Below are 17395 nucleotides of genomic sequence, written 5' to 3' on the forward strand. Positions count from 1 at the left end.
CTCCTTTCGCGCTCATCGGATGCGACATGCCATTCTCACGCGTGGGGACGGACCGCTTCGCCGCGCTTCGCCCGCTGGATCTGCTCGTAGACGTGCGTGCGCAGCTCCGTGAACCGCGGCAGCGCACGCGTCGTGATCTGGTCGCGCTCCGGGGCGAGGTCGACGACCAGGTCCTCCTGCACCCAGGTGGGAGACTTCGACAGCACGATCACGCGCTCCCCCAGGTACACCGATTCGTCGATGTCGTGGGTGACGAAGAGGAGCGACATGCCGCGGTCGCGGTGCAGCTGGCGCACCAGATCCTCGAGGTCGGCGCGCGTCTGCGCGTCGACGGCCGCGAAGGGCTCATCCATGATGAGCACCTCGGGCTCGTAGGCCACAGCGCGCGCGATCGCGACGCGCTGCTGCATGCCGCCCGAGAGCTGCCACGGGTAGCTGCCGGTCGCATGCTCGAGACCGACCGCCTGCAGGGCGTCGTCGACGAGCTGCGTGCGCTGCTCCTTGGTGAGCTTCTTGTGCTTGAGCGGCAGCTCGACGTTGCCGCGCACGGTGAGCCACGGGTAGAGGCTGCGGCCGTACTCCTGGAACACGAGCGCCATGTTCGGCGGCGGCCCGGTGACGGGTTTGCCGTCGATCTCGATGAGCCCCTCCGTGGGCGCGAGGAGCCCGGCGATGCACTTCAGCAGCGTCGTCTTGCCGCAGCCCGACGGACCGACGATGCACACGAGCTCGCCGCGACGCATGTCGAAGCTGATGTCGCCGATCGCCTCGACGACACCCGTCGAGGACTCGTAGACCTTCTTGAGGTTCTCGACCTTGAGGAGCGTCTCAGGCACGCTCGACCTCCTTGATTCCGTGGTACCAGCGCAGCACCCGCCGCTCGACGAATCCGAAGATCGCCGCGAGCAGCACGCCGACGAGGCCGAGCAGCAGGATGCCGCTCCACATCTCGGCGATGAGGTAGTTCGTCTGGAAGTAGGTGATGCGGTATCCGAGCCCCGAGGAGTTGTTGAACATCTCGGAGATGACCATGAGGATGAGCGCGACCGAGAGCGCCTGGCGCACGCCGGTCATGATGCGCGGGCTCGCCGACGGCAGCACGAGGTAGCGCAGCCGTTCGATGGGGGTGAGCGCGTAGGAGCGTGCCGTCTCGGTCATGACCGAGTCGGTCGAGCGCACCCCCTCGATGGTGTTGAGGAGCACGGGCCACACTGCGCCCGCGACGATCACGATGACGCGCGTCGCATCCCCGGTGCCCATCACGAGCATGAGGATCGGCACGAGCACGGGCGGCGGGATGGCGCGGAAGAACTCGAGCGTGGGCTCCAGCAGGTCGCGCAGCCAGCGCACGAGACCGATCACGGTGCCAGCGGCGATGCCCACGACGATCGAGAGCACGATGCCGATCGCGAGGCGGCCGAGGCTCGGCAGCACGTCGACGAAGAACGCGGGGCCGACCCAGGTGGCGACGAAGGCTTCGAGGATGGCGAGGGGCCCGGGGAAGAACCTCTGCGGCGAGACGGTCGCCCAGATCCCCCATGCGACCAGCAGGAGCAGCGGAAACCCGATCGCGAACCAGATGCTCTCGAGGATGCTGCGCGACCGGCCCGGAGGCTTGCGCAGCACGCTGATGGAGCGGGTCATCATGCTCGTCATACGACGTCCTCCCCTCGGACCGACTGGTGCCAGGAGAGAATGCGACGCTCCACGAGCCGGAAGATGATGTTGACGATGAGGCCGAGCAGCCCCGCGACGACCACGTAGGTGTAGACCGTGGGAACGTCGCCCGCGCTCCGCGCGAAGACGATCACCCGGCCGATGCCGGGAACCGCGATGAGCAGCTCGGCGGTGACCGTGAGGATGAGTGCGACCGCAGCCCCCAGGCGCACGCCCGTCATGATGTAGGGCAGCGCGGTGGGCAGCACGAGGTTGCGGAAGCGCGATGCGCGCGAGAGCCCGAAGCTGCGTGCGGTGTCGCGCGCGACCGTGTCGACGTCGGCGACGCCGTAGAGCACCTGCACGAACACCTGCCAGAAGCTCGCGTAGACGACGATCAGCAGCGCAGCCGGCATCTGGAAGCCGAACATCAGGATCGCGAGCGGGATGAGGGCGACCGACGGGATCGGGCGCAGGAACTCGACGGTCGTGTGGGTGAGGCGCCGCAGGAACGGCACGAGGCCGACGACGGTGCCGATGGCGGTGGCCGCGAGGGTGGCGATCGCGAGCCCGATCCCCCACGTGGTGAGAGTGCGGCCGACGTTGCGCCAGAACTCGAGGTCGCTGAACTCGTTCACGAGCTGCGCGAGCACCGTGGTGGCGGGCGGCAGGTAGCGGGCATCGATGATGCCGAGGGTCGGGATGAGCTGCCAGGTGATCAGGAACCCGAGGATCCCCGCAAGGCCGAGCAGCGGCTTGCGCAGTCCACGCGACGAGCGGCGCGACCGGGGCCGCGCGGCGACGAGGGTGGCGGATGTCATGAGTCTCTTTCGAGTCGAGGTGAAGCCAGGATGCGCGCGGTGCGGGGGCGCGCGTCGCCGACACGCCCCCGCACCGTGCGGATCACTGCAGGTTGATCAGCTTGCCGAAGTCGGGCATCTCGGGCAGCACGCCGAACTCGACGCCGAGTTCCGCGAGCGACGTGACGTTGGCCTCGTCGAGCTTCGCCGTGAAGGTGGGCAGGGTGATGCCGGCGGCCGCGGCCTCCGGGATGCCCATGTTCTCCACGATCGCCGCACGCACCGCGTCGGGGTTCGCCTGGGCCCAGTCGAGCGCCTCGGCCATCGCCTCGGCGTACGCCTTCACGAGCTCCGGATCCTCATCGATGAGCTTCTGCGTGGTGATGTTGGTGAGCAGAGCCAGCTCGGGGATCGTCTCCTGGTACGGGTGGATGACGATGCGGCCCTCGCCGTTCGCGACCATCGACATGAAGGGGTCCGGAACCCAGGCGGCGTCGATCGTGCCAGCCTCGAGCTGCGCCTGAGCGTCAGGGAACGCGACCTCGACGAACTCGATCGTGCTCGGGTCTCCGCCCGCATCCTGGACGGCCTTCATGATGGTGACGTCGCCGGCGGCGCCGAGCGAGTTCACCGAGACGCGCTTGCCCGCGAGGTCGGCGGCGGTCTCGATGCCGGACGAGTTGAGGGCGACGACCGCGTTGACATCCTTGTCTGCGTCGGCGCCGAGCGAGCTCGAGTAGTTGCTGATGATGGGCGCACCGAGGTCGGCGAGCGCGGCACGGAAGGGTCCGAACGGCTGGCCGATGGCGAACTCGATGTCGCCGTTCAGGAGTCCGGGGATCGCCTGTGCGCCACCCTGCGCAGGGACGACCTCGATCTCGAGACCGTGCTCGGCGAAGATCCCCTCCTCCATGGCGGCCCAGAGGGCGCCGGTCTCGGCGATGGGCAGGGCTGCGACGCGGACGGTGCGCACCTCGCCGGAGTCCGAATCGCTGGGGGCGGTGGTGGGGCCGGCAGCGGAGTCGGTGCATCCGACGAGTGCGAGTGCGACCGCGGCGCCGAATGCAGCCGCGGTGAGTGCTTTCTTCATGGATCGGGCCTCTCGTGATGGTGGGGTCAGCCTGTCGGTGACGCGGCGAGGTCCGTGGCACGGGGTGCACCCGATCCACGGTCGACACGTCGATGTGTGGACACCGTCATGGTCGAGCACTCCTCGATCGATTGTCAAGAGTTTCATGACGAGCGTCACGCAAATCGTGAATAATTCATTCGAATGAATTGATCCCTATGGACATTCCCTATGCGCATAGGTATTGTTCGTGCCGTCGCACATCGCCGTGCGGCACCACCACGAGAGGAACGCGTTCCATGACGGAGAACGCCGCCAGCGCCCCCGCCGCCGCACTGCTCGACGACTTCTCGCTCGAGATGACGGGCAAGGATGTCGCCGGTCTCGCCGAAGCTGCACCGCTTCTGCCCGTGGGCACCCGCGTCAACGTGACCTTCCTCGGCCACGAGGATCTCGACATGCGTCTCGCCGCGGCGCAGGCCGTTCTCGACCACGGCTTCCTCCCCGTCCCCCACATCTCGGCTCGGCGCCTCGCATCGCAGACGCAGCTCGAGGAGTTCCTCGGCCGCCTCCAGGACATCGGCGCCAGCGAGCGCGTGTTCGTCGTCGGCGGCGACCCCGCAACCCCCGAAGGCCCCTACGCCTCCTCGCTCGACGTCATCCGCACGGGCATCCTCGGCGACTACGGCGTGCGCGAGGTGAGCATCGCCGGCTACCCCGAAGGCCACCCCGACATCTCGAACGACATGCTGCGCGACGCCCTCGCCGACAAGCACGCCGCGCTCCGCGAGCAGGGACTCGGATCCGTGATCCTCACCCAGTTCGCCTTCGACACCGACCCCGTGCTCGCGTGGATCGAGGATGTGCGCGCGCAGGGCATCGAGTCGACCATCCGCGTCGGCACCCCCGGCCCCGCCGGCATCAAGCGCCTCGTCGCCTTCGCGACCCGCTTCGGCGTGGGCGCGAACGCGCTCATCGTGCGCAAGTACGGCTTCTCGCTCACCAACCTCATGGGCACCGCGGGGCCCGAGCGCTTCGTCGCCCACCTCGGCGAGCGCCTCGCCGCCGCACCCCACACGGGCGAGGTGAAGCTGCACTTCTACACGTTCGGCGGCCTCCCCGCGACAGCCGAGTGGGTGCGCGCGCACCGCGAGGGCACCCCGTGACGGCGGTCGCGCCCGCCCCCGAGCTGAGCCCCACCGCGCGGCGCCACGACCACGCGTGCCTCATCGTGCACGGGCCCGACCGCTCGGGCATCGTCGCCGCGGTCACCTCGCTCATCGCTCGTCACGGCGGCAACATCGTCTCGCTCGACCAGTACTCGGATGACGCCGACGGCGGCGCCTTCTTCCAGCGCGTCGTCTTCCACCGACCCGGCCTCGCCGCAGCGCTCCCCGAGATCCGCGCCGACCTCGAGGCGACGCTCGCGCCCCTCGGCCTCGACTCGATGCTCACCGACCAGTCGACCCCCAAGCGCATGGCGATCCTCGCTTCCACCTCCGACCACTGCCTGCTCGACCTGCTGTGGCGACACCGCCGCGGCGAGCTGCCGGTGAGCATCCCCATGGTCATCTCGAACCACACCACGAGCGCCGACGACGTGCGCTCGTTCGGCATCCCGTTCATCCACGTGCCCTCGACCGGCGCCGACAAGAGCGACGCCGAAGCCGAGATCCTGAGGCTCCTCGCCGGCAACGTGGACTTCGTGGTTCTCGCGCGCTACATGCAGATCCTCTCCGACGACCTCCTCGAGCGGATCGGCGTGCCGATCATCAACATCCACCACAGCTTCCTGCCCGCCTTCATCGGCGCGGCCCCCTACCGCAAGGCGAAAGAGCGGGGCGTGAAGCTCATCGGAGCCACCTCGCACTACGTCACCCGCGACCTCGACGAGGGGCCGATCATCGAACAGGACGTCACCCGGGTGACCCATGCGATGACCGCCGCCGATCTGCAGGCGCGCGGAGCCTACGTCGAGCGCGAAGTGCTCTCACGTGCCGTGCAATGGCACGCCGACGACCGTGTCATCCGGCACGGCACCCACACCATCGTCTTCTGACGCGACAGAGAGGTACGCACATGACAGACACCACCACCCGGGCCGCGAACCTGCAGCAGGTGCTGGATCGCACCGGCAGCCCCGTCGAGCTGCTGCGCAACTCGCAGATCGGCTCGTACATCTACCCCGTCGTGCCGAGCGACTTCCAGAACTGGATCAAGGAGCAGACCGCGTGGCGCGAAGCCTCGGTGCTGTACGACCAGTCGCACCACATGGACAACCTGTTCCTGCGCGGCTCCGACGCGATCCGCCTCATCAGCGACACCGCGATCAACTCGACCGCCCTGTTCCCCGTCGACAAGGCCAAGCAGTACGTGCCGACCACGGCATCCGGGCACGTCATCGGCGACGGCATCCTGTTCCGCGAGGCGGAGGACGAGTACGTGTACGTCGGCCGCTCCCCCGCGGCCAACTGGCTGCTGTTCCACGGCGAGACGGGCGACTACAAGAACCTCGAGATCGAGGTCGACCGCCGCTCGCCGTCGCGCCCCTACGGCCACGCCGTCTCGCGCCGCTACTACCGCTTCCAGATCCAGGGCCCCACCGCCTGGGCCGTGATCGAGAAGCTCAACGGCGGCCCCGTCGAGCAGCTCAAGTTCTTCAACATGGGCACGATGCAGATCGACGGCACGACCGTGCGCACCCTCCGCCACGGCATGGCGGGCGCGCCCGGCCTCGAGATCTGGGGCCCCTACGCCGACCACGACCGCATCCGCGACGCGATCGTCGAGGCGGGAGCCGAGTTCGGCCTCGTACCCGTCGGCTCGCGCGCCTACCCGTCGAACACCCTCGAATCCGGATGGATCCCGTCGCCGCTGCCCGCGATCTACACGGGCGAGGCCGAGCGCGCCTACCGCGAATGGCTGCCCGCCGACGGCTACGAGGCCACCGGCACGCTCGCCGGCTCCTTCGTCTCGGACGACATCGAGGACTACTACCTCACCCCGTGGGAGCTCGGCTACGGATCGTTCATCAAGTTCGACCACGACTTCATCGGACGCGACGCGCTCGAGAAGGTCGACCCCGCGACCCAGCGCCGCAAGGTGACGCTCGCGTGGAACGGCGACGACATGACGCGCCTGTTCGGCTCGATGTTCCAGCCGGAGGGCCCGCGCTACAAGTTCTTCGACCTGCCTCTGGCGAACTACGGATCGGCGAACTACGACTCGATCGTCGACGCCGACGGCACCGTCGTCGGGTTCTCCATGTTCACCGGCTACAGCGCCAACGAGCGCCGCGCGCTCTCGCTCGCGACCGTCGACCCGGGTGTGCCCGACGGCACCGAGCTGCGCGTCGTCTGGGGCGAGCCGAACGGCGGCAGCCGCAAGGCGGCCGTCGAGCCGCACGAGCAGACCGAGATCCGCGCCGTCGTCAGCCCCGTTCCGTACTCGACCGTCGCACGCGTCGAGTACCACGGCGGATGGCGCACCGGCTACACCGACTGAAGCTCCGGTCGGGCGCGACGACACCCGCACGTCGCGCCGGACCCGCACCGCTAGCCTGAACCGGGAAGGAGACCTGCGATGGCGCTGCGGTACGCACTGCTCGCCCTGCTGCGCGTGGGCCCGCTCTCGGGCTACGACCTCGCGAAGGTCTTCCACGAATCGGTGGGGCATGTCTGGCATGCCCCCGACTCCCAGATCTACCCCGAGCTGCGCAAGATGGAGGCCGAGGGCCTCATCTCGGGCGAGGACCAGCTGCGCGGCGAGAAGCGTCGTCGGCGCCTCTACCACGTGACCGACGCGGGCGATCAGGCGTTCCGCGACTGGATGGCCGAGCCGCTCGACTACCAGCGCATCCGCGACCCCGCGCACCTGCGCGCCGCCTACCTCGAGGCGACCACGCCGGAGTCGGCGCGCGCCTTCCTCGAGACCCATCGTGCGCAGTGGAGCTCCGAGCTCGAACGCTGGGAGCACGAACTCACCCGCATCCGGACGCTCACCAACCCCATCCTGGTGCGACGCCTCGCCGTGACGCCCGAGCCCGAACGCGAGCGCACCATCGCCTTCAAGCTCTTCGCCTACGAAGGGCTCGTGGCCCGCGCCCGCACCGAGATCGACTGGGCCGACCGCGGCCTCGCGCTCGTCGAGCAGCTGGGCGTATGACATCATCCGGGCGGCCGCGCAAGGTACTCGCGCCCGCCTGGTGCGCCCATAGGCTCGGATCATGAACGTCACGAAGTATGAGCATTCCTGCCTGGTGGTGTCGAAGGAGTCCGCGAAGCTCGTCATCGATCCGGGGAGCTTCCTCGCGTCGCTTCCCGAGTACGGCGGCATCACGGCCGTCGTCATCACGCACGAGCACGCCGACCACTTCTCGGCCGACCGCGTGCGCGACATCGTGGCGATGAACCCCGACGTGCGCGTCATCGGGCCGCAGGGCGTCGCGGATGTGGCGGTCGGCGACGACATCCACGTCGAGGTCGTGTCGCCCGGCGACGAACTCGAGGTCGGCCCGTTCCGGCTCAGCTTCCATGGCGGCGTGCACAACGAGATCCACTCCTCGATCCCGCGGGTCGACAACGTGGGGGTGTTCGTCGACGAGACCCTCTACTACGGCGGCGACTCGTACGACGGCCCGGGTGCGCCCGTGCCGCTGCTCGCGGCGCCCGTCGGCGCACCGTGGCTGAAGATCGGCGAGGCGATGGACTACGTGCTGAGCGTCGCCCCCGCGCGCGCCTTCCCGGTGCACGACATGACGCTCTCGGTGGCAGGCAAGGAGCTCGGCAACGCGCGCCTCAAGTGGGCCACTGAGCAGGGTGATGGCGTGTACCAGGTGCTCGCCCCCGGCGAGAGCATCGACCTGTGACCGACCCTGCGGAGATCGCGCCCGCCGAGCTCGCAGAGCTGCTCGACCGCGACCCCAACGTGCAGCTGGTGGATGTGAGGGAGACGTGGGAGGCGGAGCTCGCCGCCATCCCCGGCGCGATGCTGCTGCCGCTCGGGCGTCTGCCCGAGCTCACCGACGCGCTCGACCCCGACCGTCCGATCGTCGTGTACTGCCACCACGGCATCCGCTCGGCACAAGGAGCCGGCTATCTGATGCACGTCGGGTTTGCAGATGTGCGCCACCTCGCGGGCGGCATCGACGCGTGGGCCGACGAGGTGGATCCGGAGATGCCCCGGTACTGACGCCCTCAGAACTCCCGACATGCTGCGGGGCCGGCTCGCTCATCGCGCGCCGGCCCCGCAATCGTTCTCCGACTCAGCTGAGTGCGACGTAGATCGTGTCGGCGCGCCAGTGGGTGATCTTCAGGAGACTGCCGTCGACCACATCCGACTTCACGAGGAACATGGTGACGAGGGTCGCGGTCTCGCCTGTCGCCAGGTCGTCGGCGTCGGTCACGTGATCCGGGTACTCGTAGATGTAGGCGTCGGGGTAGGCGTTTCCGTCGGATCCGCTCACGTGCAGGTAGAAGTCGAGCCAGGCACTCTCGAGCCCTTCGCCGAGATACGTGTAGGTGATCGGCACCGTGACGTACTGGTAGCCGTCGGGCGGCGTGTTGTTGTAGTCGCTCGCGGCGGCCACATCAGCCGTCGCGTCGAGCGTCGGCTGCCCGACCGTCAGCTCCCAGTACTGCTCATCGGCATCCGCGATGATGATCGGCTCGCCGACCGCGATCGGTTCGGTCGAGGAGCCGGGGCCTGTTCCGCCGAGCTCGTCGTCGGCCGCGGCCTCGGGTTCGGGCGCGAGCCAGAGATCGGACTCGCTGGTGCCGGGTTCCCATCCGTCGTCGTAGCTGTAGGGCTGCGAGATCATCGCGTAGACCCACACCGAGATGGCGATGCTGGCGATGACGGCGAGGCCCGAGACGACGGTTCCCGCGATGGCGAGTCCCTTCGCCTTGTTGTTCTTCGCGACCCAGCCGATGATGCCGAGGATGAGGCCCACGAACGCCATGATCGTGCCGATCAGGCCGACGAACGGCACGATGCCGATGAGAAGCCCGAGCCCACCGAGGATGAGCGCGACGAGGCCGAGCACGTTGAAGGTCGACGGAGGCGGCGTCGCACCGGGCATGTAACCCGCATAGCCGGGGGCACCGGGCGGAGGCGCGCCGTAGACGGGAGCGGGCCCCGGGTACGGGTAGAGCGCCGGCTGCCCGGCGACAGGAACCTGCGGACCTGCGGGCTGCGCGAACCCCGGCTGCGAGCCCGCCATCTGCGGTTGCGGCTGGGGCGCGGGCGGGTACACGGGCGGCGGGGCGGGAGCTCCCAGCGGCTGCGGCGGAGGCTGCTGGCCGAACGTCGGCGTCGCGGGAGCCGAGAAGGGGTTGCTCACCTGGCTGACCGGCAGCTGCGTGGGCGTCACGTACGGGTTCGGCGAGCCCGACGCGGCGCCCATCGGCGACTGCACGTAGGGGTTCACGATCAGCGGCGCGGGTGGCGCCGGGGGTGCCGGTGCAGGAGGTGCCGGCGCGGGCGGTGCCGGCGCGGGAGGTGCCGCATCGACCGCGGCTTCCGCGGCTTCCGCGGCTTCCGGCGCGTCAGTCGGCGCAGCAGCCTCCGCGGCGCCGACGGAGGTCTCCGGGGCGTCGTCCGAAAGCGGACTCACGGGATCGGATGCGGGAGGCACGGGAGGAACCGAGTCGGCCCCCGGCAGCTGTGAGTCGGACATGCGCTCCATCCTGCCCTGTCGCGGCGACGCTGGGGAGCTTTGCACATCGGCAGTTCTCCCCATGTTGCGCAATGCGCGCACAGATGGGGAGAACCACCGCGAGACTCAGCTCTCCGAGACCTCGATGGTGCTCGCCGGGCCGACCTCGAAGAAGCCGTCGATGCCGCCGCCGCTGAGGGCGATCATGAGGCCGAGGCTCATCACGAGGCCGATGATGATCGCGAGGATCGACAGGATGAGGCCCGTGATGGCGAGTCCGCGCTTCTTGTTCTTCACGACGAGCCCGACGATCGAGCTGATGATGCCGAACGGCGCCGGCACGAGCGCCACGAAGCCGAAGAACGGGATGAAGGCGAGCAGCATGCTCACGATGCCGAGCACGAGGCCGCCGATACCCCAGCCGTTGGTGGTCTTGGTGGGGGCTGCGAGGACCGCCTCAGGTGCGGGGGCGGCGGCGGGCGTGGTGGAAATGTGATCCGTCATGCTCCAAGCATGCCGGATGCGCGACACCGAGGCACGTCAACGCTCAAGCCGAAGCCGAAGATGCTCGAGCGCGTACCGCCAGGGGATCCGCTCCTGCTCCAGCCGGGGGTACCCGTTGGCACGCAGCTCAGCGAAGGTCTCTTCTTCGGAAGTCGAGAGGAGTGCCAGCGCCCCTACGAAAGGCTTCGGTTCGCTGACCCATAGATCCCGATGCCCGTGGAGGGTCCGCACATCCATCAGCACCGATTCCGCCTCGAGACCAGACGAACGAGCCCGGTTGAGGATTCGGAATCCGTGCGTATCAAGATCGCCCCAGTAAAGGACTCGTGATTGACGAACCCACGGCACGCGCGCGAACGACCCGACGGAATCGCCGCGACCATCCACCGCGATGACACCCGGCATTGCCGGGAGTGAGAGGAACGTCTGCAGGTTCTCGACGATGAGCACCGCCTCGGGGGTCAGTGCGAGCGTCGCGAGATCGCCGATCGGCGCGCTGACGTCGACGAGGCCGCCGACCGACATAGTGGGGTCGAGCAGCCGGATGCGGCCCACGTCGACGCGTTCATTCAGCCCGAGAGTGCCCCGTTGCGTGACGGCCCTCGTGAGTGCTTCAACCGGGGCCCGATGCCGTTCGAGCCACTTGGTGTCGATGCCGCGGATCGGCAGCTCCCGGATGCGACACCCCGAGTCGGGATGCTGACTCAGCCAGCGCACCGCCTCGAAAAACCGGGCGAAGTCCGTCTCATCGATTTCCCCGAGTGTGCGGATGTGCGTGCGAAGGGCGGCATCGATCCGAGCGCCGAGCGCGGCCCGCAGCGCCGTCGTTCGCAAGACCCAACGATCCCAGCGCTTGCGCTCGCCACACAGGTCGATGAAGGCGTCCACTCCGGTGACCCGCGCTCGCGCAGGCACGCTCTGATTTCCCACTCGCGACCATGTCTTCGTCACCCAGTCGAGGTGGATCGGCAGCCTGGCCTCGGCGGCCCTCCACGACTCGACCCACCGCGTGGCCGCGCCGAGGTCTGCCATCACGTCACGTTCAGCGGGCGGGTGAAGGGGCAGATCAAGCGACGCGGTCTCGACGGATCCAAGTACCCAGTCCCGCAGATCCGCATCCACCCGCTTGCGAGCGCGGGCGACCACGTCGTCCGGAGTGACGGGCATCAGCTCACCCGCTCCCAGTCGACGGCCTGCAGCTGGGACTGCTTGCGGTCAAGGTTGGACACGTTGGTGATCGCGCCGATGTATGGCTCGAGCGTCTGCAACAGCTTCTGCGGCGTGGCGAGGATCATGTGGAAGCCGAACTCCACGAACACGTCCATCGCGATGCGCGTGTACGTGGCATCCGCTTTGTCGAAGGCCTCGTCGAGCACGATCGTCCCGTAACGAGGCTCGAACTCGTCAGGGTCGGCGAGTTGGTAGCGCAGTGCTGCCGCGAGGCAGAAGATCACGAGCTTCTGCCTCTGACCGCCCGAGAGCCCAGCTCCCGAATCGTGCACGTTCTGCACGGTGCCGCCGGCGTCTCGCTCCTGCGCCTGGAAGGTGACGTGCTCACGCGTGTCGAGCACCCGCTGCCGCCAGCGTTGATCGGCGTTCTCGCTCGAGCCGAGCTTGCGCATGAGGTTCGCGAGCACAGCGAACCGTCGCTCGGCGCCTGCCATGTCGTCGGTATCCCAGTTGCCGTCGACGATGGCCCTCAGATCCGTCAGGAAGTCGGCCACCTCGCCTCCGCGCTGCTCTTTGACGATGATGGCGAGGTAGCGCCCTCGATCGAACGGCGAGCGTCCGAGGGAGTCGTTCACCGGGTCTACGCGGTCCTGCACGCGACGGGGTGCCCCCAGGATCTCGTCACGCAGGTGGATCACGGTCTCGCGCGAGCGGTCGCGCAGCAGCGTGAGGAAGTTCGCTTCGAACTCGGGGAGCCCGCGCTCGCGGATCTCGCCCAGTCGAACCCGATATCCGTCACGATCATCCACCGATGCCGTCAGGTCGGGCACCACGGCCGGCCAGGAGCGACGGAAGTCGGTCGCCGCTTCGGTGAACCGGTTCGCCGCCTGCGCGCGATTGCCGGCCGCGCGTCGTTCGAGATCGTTGAGGGCGTCTTTCACTTCGCTCTGCACACGGTCAAGGTTTTCGAGCGTGAGCTTGCGGGCAGCCGTGCGGAAGCGTACACCGAGCGCCTGCGTCAACGTGTCCGCGAGCTCAGCGAACGGGGTGCGCGCGGCGTCCCGCAGGAGCGCCTCGTAGTGCTCGACATCCGCTTCGGCCTTGAGTTCGTGCGCGTGCGCGGCGTCGGCTGCTTGGCGCGCCGCGGTGAGCGCCTGGCGCGCCTCGCGCTCAGCAGCTGTCGCCTGTTCGAGACCGCTCGACGCCGTGAGAGTCTCGAGCTCGCGCTGCAGCGCATCGACGCGCCGATTGGCCTCGTCGAGGTTGTAGGTGTTCGGATCGGTCGAGGTGAGGTTGGCGAGGGTCGTGTGGCGTTGGACCGCGCGAACACGCTCACCGTCGGCCAGGTCGAGCTGCGCCGCGATGGCCTCGAGCTCGGCTTGTGCCACCACCAGCTGCCGTTCGAGCAGCTGGATCTTCGGCTCGTTGCTCGACCCGAGCACCCAGTGGTTGCGGTCGCCGACCCCGTGCCTGTCGTCCTTCTCGAAGCCGCGCCGACTGCGCTTCACGAGGCCCTCGACGGTGACGCCCTTGTCGACGTCGTCGAGTTGATCAGGATGATCGACGCACGCGTAGTCGAACTCGCGACTCAGCCTGCTGTTGAGGTGGTCGGTGAATGCCCCGGGGACGACGCTGACGCGGCGCACCAGCGAGCGTTCACCGGCTGAGGTCGGCGGATCGGATCGGGCGGGAACGACGTCGACCACGATCCGGGCACCCCAGTGGCGGCCGTTGATCTCGCGGCGCACGACGGCCGCGTTGCCGTCGCGCACAAGGATCGTGGTCGCGAGCGAGCCGAGCACCCGTTCGATCGCGCCGGTCCATTCGGCCCAATCGGGGCGCACGTCGATCAGCTCGCCGGCGAACGGCAGCTCCCCCTCGCTCAGGCCAGTCGCCTCCACGAGGGCAGCACGCGCCCGAAGCAGCTTCCCCTCGATGTTGCTGCGGCGCTGGCGCAGCTCGCGAAGCTCGCTCTCGAGGTGTCGCACGCTGTCCCGCGCGGTCTTGTGGGAGTCGTAGACATCGGCGCTGACCGGCGCGGGCACTGCCGATGTGCTCTCCCGCACCGCCACCGCAACAAGCTCATCGAATTCGGCCGCGTTCTGCGGCATCGCGATTCCGATGCTGGCGAGCTGCGTGGCGAGGCTCTCGCGCGCGGCGACGACACGGTGGCGCGCCTGCTCTGCCTCATCGACGCGCTTCGTGAGTTGTGTCACCTGGATTCCACCCGACTGGTTCAGCCGGGCCTGCGCGGCCTCGTGGACACCCTCTGCCTCGGTGCGCAAGCCGGCCGCTCGAGCCGTTGCGCCGGCAAGACGCACCACCTCGGCCCGTGTGGATTCGAGTGCCTCCGTCGCGAGTCGCACTCGTGCCGCCGCGACGTAACTGGGCACCGCCTGGGTGAGCTCGCGCGCCGATCGTGCTTCAGCATCCGCAGTCTCGTACACGGTCGCGATTTCATGCAGGCGGGCGAGCGCGTCGGACTGCTTGCGGAGATCGACGACGTGCTCATAGGCGTCGCGCAGTTCGGTGAATTGTGTGACGGCGTTATCGGCAAGGGTGAAGGTCTTCGGCCGCTCGAGCATGAAGTTGCGGAACAGGTCGTCAAGGCTGCCGAGGTTCTTGGCCGACTGAGTCTTGTGCAGAAGTACGAGAGCGTTCTCGTTCTGGATGTCGAGCAAGGTGCGGATGCGGGCGAAGTACTGACCGTTGGTGCCACCCGAGGTGACGAGAACGGGGCCGACTTCCGCCTTGAGTCGGCGCACGTCGAGCCCGCCCTGCACATAGGGTGCGAAGTCGCGCAGGCTCGCCGGGGTGCGCACGATCACGCACGCATCAGCGAGTTCGGATCGATCGTTGAGTGCACCCTTCATGTGGAAGAGGCGCACCAGGGTGACGGGCGCGTCGACCAGGTTCTCGTAGCGCAGCAGGATGCCCGACCAGGTGGGCCCACCACCGCGCAGGTATGCCGCGACGGCGCGATTCTCGTACTCCGAGACTTCGCGGCTCCACGCGCCGCGCACGTAGCTCACGAAATCGCGGTCGCTGTGCCGCTCGGCGGTGTCTTGCGCGGCAGCATTGAAGCGGATGCGACCGGGGGTGAGCACGGCGGCGATCGCGTCGAGAAGTGACGACTTGCCCGAGCCGGAGGCCCCCGTGAAGAGGTGCCCCTTGCGCGCGACATCGATTGCGTGATGCCCGTGGAATGTGCCCCAGTTCACCAGCTCGACGCGCGCGAGCCGCCACTGGCCGGCATGGTCGTCACGCGGGCTTTCGACCGCCGCGTCGAACAAAAGCGTCATTCTTCGTCCCTCTCGATGTCGTCGACGTCAACGGTGCCCACGAGGGCTGTCCGTTCGAACGCCGCCTGGAGGGCACGAGCTTGGTCAGCGTCGATCAGTAGCCGCACAACGGGCGAGATCTCGACACGTTCATCGCCTTGTCCCACCGAATGGGTCACCCGCAACGTGTTCTGCATGCGTCCCCACGACGCGTTGAGGTTGCGCGTGAAGCTGATCTCGTCTTTGTTCGCGGGGCGGTAGGCCTGCATCTGGGCGAAGACATCAGCCTTGTCGACGTACGGCCGCGCCTCTTGGCTGGCGAGCATCGCGCGCCGCAGCTCGAGCAGCATGAGGGTGTCTTCGAAGGTGAGCGAGGCCGTGCGTGCGGCTTTAGGGATGTCGTGTTCGTCGGAGCTGGCGTTGCGCACGAAGGCGAACTCGGATTCGCGGTCGACGACGAGCTCGAGGAACAGGTCGTTGAGTCGTGAGCGGATGCTGCTCTCGTCGGCGAGAAGCGTCTCCCAGTTCTGCTGCGATGCGGTGCGAGAGAGGTAGGGGCCTTTCACGAGTTCGAGGAGGGTGCGCCGCGACCGCGCCGGCAGTGTGCCGGTATCGCCCGTCCACAGCGGGGCGGTGAGGTCGTCGTCAGCCATCGATCTTCCCTACGAATCGGTGAACGGGTATCCGTGCGTGGCGATCGTCGCCGTCGAGGCTCGTCCAACCGATGGTCTCGTCGCCGTCGCTGGCCGTGCCGTAGTCTGCGGCGAGCGACAGCAAGCCCACAACACTCGCGACTCCCTGCGATGCGGGGAATCGCTCGAGCACCTGCCCGACGGTCACGGATCCGGGCTCGCCCTCTGCCCCGTGCTCGGCGAGTACCGCGTTGATGTGGTCGCTGAGTTCGTCGAAGTCGATCTCGGTCTTCCGGGCGATCGCTTTGAGTTCTGCGAGGCTCACCGGATCAGCTTGGTGGGTTTCGACAGCCGTGTGCGAGGTGTCGAAGTCGGCGGGGTTGTGCAGTCGGATCGCACCCAGGCTGATCATGCGCACCGCGCTGAGGTCGATGTCGACGCCGATGTGGCGGGTGGGCGGGATGATGTTGACGAGCTCCCGGCCGCGCCGCAGCGCCTCGAGCAGCACTCCGCGCAGCACGCGATCCTTCTGGTAGTCCTGCGACACCACGTAGCGCCGCAGACCTTGCGCGAACGACGTGACGACGCCGTGGATCTCGGCGCTGCGATCTTTGAGCGTCGCGAGCAGCTGCCGCAACAGACGCCGCTCGGCGAGGGTGAGGGATGCGGCCGCATCGCGATCGAGGATGTCGCGCACGTCTTCGTCGAACTCGGCACCCAGCACGGGGTCGAGCACGAGGTTGCTGAAGCCGCTGAAGCTCTGGCCGGCGGGGCTCTGCCCGATGATGTCGACGCCCCGGAAGATGTCTTCGAGCACGGCACGCTGCGATTCGTCGGATTCGATGATCTTGGCGCGCAGCGTCTGGTTGAGCTGCTCGAACTCGGCCATCACGCGAGCGAAGTCGTCGGGAAGGTTCGCCGCTTGCGCGATGACGTCACGGATGCGTTCGAGCGCGCGGGCATCCGACATGGTCTCGTCGTTTCCGGAGCGAATCGCCTCCATCGCGGCGTCGATCCGGTCACGCTCTTCCTGCAACCGCGCGAGCCGGCGTTCGGTGGCGGGATCGGTGTCGATCGCCACTTGCCGCAGCTGCCTCGACAGCGCCGCGAGTCGGGATTCGGTCATCGTCTGGGTGGGCGCGTCACGCGATTCGAGGAAGCGGATCGCGGCGAGGCCTTCGGATGACAGCTCGAGCGTCTCGCTTCGGGTCGCGGCGACCGCACGACGCACCAGGTAGCCAGCCTTCACCCAATCGGTGAGATATCCCTTGGCCGATAGCTGCAGGTCGAATCCGTGGGCGCGAAGCTCGTCGAGATCGGCGTCGACTTTCTCATACAGCTCAAAGGTGTCGACCTGTCGTGCCTCGCCGTCGAGATGCTCGGCGAGAACCGCCGCAACGACCGGTACGTGATCCCGGTCTTTGCGCAGCAGGTCCCAGGCAGCATCTGACGCGATCGCCTGCTTCAGGCGAAGTGCGCGCGTCAGCGTGGACATGGTCCGCTCAGGGTAGCGGTGGGGTACGACAATGGCTCACTTGCGCGCGGCGGACGTCGATGAGCGCACCATACGACACGAGTCCTGCGAGGATTCGATCAACCTGTACTGCGTCTGGCGTGCCGCACATACT

Annotated in this window: 16 protein-coding genes; 6 read left to right on the top strand and 10 right to left on the bottom strand. The window is 68.1% G+C overall.

From position 1 onward, the window contains the following. Positions 1 to 35: 35 nt before the first annotated feature. From HCR12_RS10105 to HCR12_RS10120, 4 genes are all read right to left on the bottom strand, one after another. Positions 36 to 836 carry an ABC transporter ATP-binding protein gene (locus tag HCR12_RS10105; RefSeq protein WP_166866011.1) on the bottom strand — a complete coding sequence of 267 codons (801 nt, stop codon included), beginning with the start codon at positions 834 to 836 and terminating at the stop codon, positions 36 to 38. Beyond that, entirely contained in the window at positions 829 to 1644 is an 816-nt protein-coding gene (locus HCR12_RS10110) for an ABC transporter permease (protein WP_224763412.1), read from the bottom strand. Before HCR12_RS10110 ends, HCR12_RS10105 begins: the two co-directional genes overlap by 8 nt. Before the next feature lie 8 nt (positions 1645 to 1652). Beyond that, entirely contained in the window at positions 1653 to 2477 is an 825-nt protein-coding gene (locus HCR12_RS10115) for an ABC transporter permease (RefSeq protein WP_166866013.1), read from the bottom strand. Positions 2478 to 2559: 82 nt separating this feature from the next. Beyond that, entirely contained in the window at positions 2560 to 3546 is a 987-nt protein-coding gene (locus HCR12_RS10120) for an ABC transporter substrate-binding protein (RefSeq protein ID WP_166866015.1), read from the bottom strand. Between the two features lie 278 nt (positions 3547 to 3824). Between HCR12_RS10120 and HCR12_RS10125 the strand changes: the two genes are divergently transcribed. The 6 genes from HCR12_RS10125 (at position 3825) to HCR12_RS10150 (ending at position 8715) form a co-directional block, all read left to right on the top strand. Then, positions 3825 to 4691 (top strand): methylenetetrahydrofolate reductase, encoded by an 867-nt coding sequence (locus HCR12_RS10125; RefSeq protein ID WP_166866017.1) that lies wholly within the window; start codon positions 3825 to 3827, stop codon positions 4689 to 4691. Continuing rightward, positions 4688 to 5584: a formyltetrahydrofolate deformylase gene (gene purU, locus HCR12_RS10130; RefSeq protein WP_224763413.1), complete on the top strand. Its 897-nt coding sequence runs from the start codon at positions 4688 to 4690 to the stop codon at positions 5582 to 5584. Before HCR12_RS10125 ends, purU begins: the two co-directional genes overlap by 4 nt. 20 nt (positions 5585 to 5604) lie before the next feature. Next, entirely contained in the window at positions 5605 to 7029 is a 1425-nt protein-coding gene (gene ligM, locus HCR12_RS10135; protein ID WP_166866019.1) for a vanillate/3-O-methylgallate O-demethylase, read from the top strand. Between the two features lie 78 nt (positions 7030 to 7107). Continuing rightward, complete coding sequence (locus tag HCR12_RS10140) at positions 7108 to 7689, top strand: PadR family transcriptional regulator (protein WP_166866021.1); 582 nt, start codon at positions 7108 to 7110, stop codon at positions 7687 to 7689. A gap of 61 nt (positions 7690 to 7750) precedes the next feature. Continuing rightward, complete coding sequence (locus HCR12_RS10145; protein ID WP_166866023.1) at positions 7751 to 8392, top strand: MBL fold metallo-hydrolase; 642 nt, start codon at positions 7751 to 7753, stop codon at positions 8390 to 8392. After that, on the top strand, positions 8389 to 8715 hold the full coding sequence (locus HCR12_RS10150; RefSeq protein ID WP_224763414.1) for a rhodanese-like domain-containing protein: 327 nt from the start codon (positions 8389 to 8391) through the stop codon (positions 8713 to 8715). Before HCR12_RS10145 ends, HCR12_RS10150 begins: the two co-directional genes overlap by 4 nt. Positions 8716 to 8788: 73 nt before the next feature. On the opposite strand, the gene HCR12_RS10155 is transcribed toward HCR12_RS10150, so the two are convergent. From HCR12_RS10155 to HCR12_RS10180, 6 genes are all read right to left on the bottom strand, one after another. Continuing rightward, entirely contained in the window at positions 8789 to 10201 is a 1413-nt protein-coding gene (locus tag HCR12_RS10155; protein ID WP_166866025.1) for a hypothetical protein, read from the bottom strand. 105 nt (positions 10202 to 10306) lie between these two features. After that, positions 10307 to 10684 carry a hypothetical protein gene (locus HCR12_RS10160; RefSeq protein ID WP_166866028.1) on the bottom strand — a complete coding sequence of 126 codons (378 nt, stop codon included), beginning with the start codon at positions 10682 to 10684 and terminating at the stop codon, positions 10307 to 10309. A 36-nt stretch (positions 10685 to 10720) separates the two neighbouring features. Next, complete coding sequence (locus tag HCR12_RS10165; protein WP_166866030.1) at positions 10721 to 11851, bottom strand: Wadjet anti-phage system protein JetD domain-containing protein; 1131 nt, start codon at positions 11849 to 11851, stop codon at positions 10721 to 10723. Continuing rightward, positions 11851 to 15156 carry an ATP-binding protein gene (locus tag HCR12_RS10170; protein WP_166866032.1) on the bottom strand — a complete coding sequence of 1102 codons (3306 nt, stop codon included), beginning with the start codon at positions 15154 to 15156 and terminating at the stop codon, positions 11851 to 11853. The genes HCR12_RS10165 and HCR12_RS10170 overlap by 1 nt, the downstream gene beginning before the upstream one ends. Next, positions 15153 to 15788: a DUF4194 domain-containing protein gene (locus tag HCR12_RS10175; protein WP_166866034.1), complete on the bottom strand. Its 636-nt coding sequence runs from the start codon at positions 15786 to 15788 to the stop codon at positions 15153 to 15155. Before HCR12_RS10175 ends, HCR12_RS10170 begins: the two co-directional genes overlap by 4 nt. Further along, complete coding sequence (locus HCR12_RS10180; protein ID WP_166866036.1) at positions 15781 to 17262, bottom strand: DUF3375 domain-containing protein; 1482 nt, start codon at positions 17260 to 17262, stop codon at positions 15781 to 15783. The genes HCR12_RS10175 and HCR12_RS10180 overlap by 8 nt, the downstream gene beginning before the upstream one ends. Positions 17263 to 17395 lie beyond the last annotated feature (133 nt).

Source organism: Salinibacterium sp. ZJ70 (assembly GCF_011751865.2).
GTDB lineage: Bacteria > Actinomycetota > Actinomycetes > Actinomycetales > Microbacteriaceae > Homoserinibacter.

Excerpts from the sequence above, each read along its gene's own strand:
- HCR12_RS10110 (WP_224763412.1), bottom strand. The coding sequence starts at position 1,644 with ATGACCCGCTCCATCAGCGTGCTGCGCAAGCCTCCGGGCCGGTCGCGC.
- HCR12_RS10115 (WP_166866013.1), bottom strand. The coding sequence starts at position 2,477 with ATGACATCCGCCACCCTCGTCGCCGCGCGGCCCCGGTCGCGCCGCTCG.
- HCR12_RS10120 (WP_166866015.1), bottom strand. The coding sequence starts at position 3,546 with ATGAAGAAAGCACTCACCGCGGCTGCATTCGGCGCCGCGGTCGCACTC.
- HCR12_RS10125 (WP_166866017.1), top strand. The coding sequence starts at position 3,825 with ATGACGGAGAACGCCGCCAGCGCCCCCGCCGCCGCACTGCTCGACGAC.
- ligM (WP_166866019.1), top strand. The coding sequence starts at position 5,605 with ATGACAGACACCACCACCCGGGCCGCGAACCTGCAGCAGGTGCTGGAT.
- HCR12_RS10140 (WP_166866021.1), top strand. The coding sequence starts at position 7,108 with ATGGCGCTGCGGTACGCACTGCTCGCCCTGCTGCGCGTGGGCCCGCTC.
- HCR12_RS10145 (WP_166866023.1), top strand. The coding sequence starts at position 7,751 with ATGAACGTCACGAAGTATGAGCATTCCTGCCTGGTGGTGTCGAAGGAG.
- HCR12_RS10155 (WP_166866025.1), bottom strand. The coding sequence starts at position 10,201 with ATGTCCGACTCACAGCTGCCGGGGGCCGACTCGGTTCCTCCCGTGCCT.
- HCR12_RS10160 (WP_166866028.1), bottom strand. The coding sequence starts at position 10,684 with ATGACGGATCACATTTCCACCACGCCCGCCGCCGCCCCCGCACCTGAG.
- HCR12_RS10165 (WP_166866030.1), bottom strand. The coding sequence starts at position 11,851 with ATGCCCGTCACTCCGGACGACGTGGTCGCCCGCGCTCGCAAGCGGGTG.
- HCR12_RS10170 (WP_166866032.1), bottom strand. The coding sequence starts at position 15,156 with ATGACGCTTTTGTTCGACGCGGCGGTCGAAAGCCCGCGTGACGACCAT.
- HCR12_RS10175 (WP_166866034.1), bottom strand. The coding sequence starts at position 15,788 with ATGGCTGACGACGACCTCACCGCCCCGCTGTGGACGGGCGATACCGGC.
- HCR12_RS10180 (WP_166866036.1), bottom strand. The coding sequence starts at position 17,262 with ATGTCCACGCTGACGCGCGCACTTCGCCTGAAGCAGGCGATCGCGTCA.